Here is a 1,225-nt window from a genome sequence, read left to right on the forward strand (position 1 = left end):
TGACTTGGCAAACTTGCCCGAAATCGTACGCTTGAAACATAAATACAACGCTACTATCATGGTAGACGAAGCTCACGGCTTGGGCGTATTCGGAAAACAAGGACGTGGCGTCTGCGACCATTTCGGTCTGACTCACGAGGTTGATTTGATTATGGGTACTTTCAGCAAGTCACTGGCTTCTATCGGCGGATTTATCGCCGCTGATTCTTCTATCATCAACTGGTTACGTCACAACGCACGTACTTATATTTTCAGTGCATCCAACACTCCGGCTGCTACTGCATCTGCTCTCGAAGCTCTCCACATCATCCAAAATGAACCGGAAAGACTTGAAGCATTGTGGGAAGCTACCAACTATGCATTGAAACGTTTCCGTGAAGCTGGCTTTGAAATCGGTGCAACAGAATCACCTATCATCCCTCTTTACGTACGTGACACGGAAAAAACGTTTATGGTTACCAAATTAGCTTTTGATGAAGGTGTATTCATCAATCCGGTTATTCCTCCGGCATGTGCACCGCAAGATACTTTGGTACGTGTGGCATTAATGGCTACTCATACAAAAGATCAAATAGACCGTGCTGTAGAAAAGCTAGTTAAGGCATTTAAAGCATTGGATCTTTTATAATCTACGAGAAATAAATCACTCATATCAAGTGAATAAAATAAAAGTCTGACACAAATCAATGTGCCGGACTTTTAGATAAGATTTTCGTTCCTTTCTTCATAACCAAAACATCCGGTTCGGATATTGGATTGAGCCTGTGCAAACAGATCATGGCTTTGCATGACGGAAGTATCAACGTAAAATCTGAATTAGGGAAAGGAAGCTGTTTTATTCTTACTTTCCCTAAATGAGAGCCACCAAAAGTCTTCCGGATTCTTTAATACGATGGATTAATCTGGGCAGCAGAGGATAAATCATCCTCTACTGCCCAGACTATTTGTATCCGGATTTAACTCCTTAACAGCTTCTTTGACTGCTTTACGAGTCGGCTTGCGATATACTTCCGCCTGTTGAACGGGAACAATCTCATTCACCATTTTTTCATATCCTTTTTGCTCTAACAAGTGGACTTCTTTTTCACCTGTTTCTTTTTGTTTTCTTGTTTTCATAAGGCTTTTCATTTTAAAATTCTTATTTATAGAACAGAAAACATTGAAAGATAGTTCATACTCACAAATTATTCGTGTACAAAGAAACCACCCCCAATATACCACTATG

Annotated in this window: 2 protein-coding genes and 1 pseudogene; 2 read left to right on the forward strand and 1 reads right to left on the reverse strand. The window is 40.3% G+C overall.

The window, feature by feature from the left end; translation table 11 throughout:
• Positions 1 to 628: aminotransferase class I/II-fold pyridoxal phosphate-dependent enzyme (locus tag BXY_RS02445; protein ID WP_208946726.1), on the forward strand; the 628-nt coding region annotated here is incomplete at its 5' end.
• A gap of 68 nt (positions 629 to 696) precedes the next feature.
• A pseudogene (locus BXY_RS02450) lies at positions 697 to 858 on the forward strand (ATP-binding protein); the annotation flags it as partial.
• A gap of 63 nt (positions 859 to 921) precedes the next feature.
• Here BXY_RS02450 and BXY_RS02455 read toward each other — a convergent pair.
• On the reverse strand, positions 922 to 1,116 hold the full coding sequence (locus BXY_RS02455) for a hypothetical protein (RefSeq protein WP_195436679.1): 195 nt from the start codon (positions 1,114 to 1,116) through the stop codon (positions 922 to 924).
• Positions 1,117 to 1,225 lie beyond the last annotated feature (109 nt).

Source organism: Bacteroides xylanisolvens XB1A, assembly GCF_000210075.1.
Lineage (GTDB): Bacteria > Bacteroidota > Bacteroidia > Bacteroidales > Bacteroidaceae > Bacteroides > Bacteroides xylanisolvens.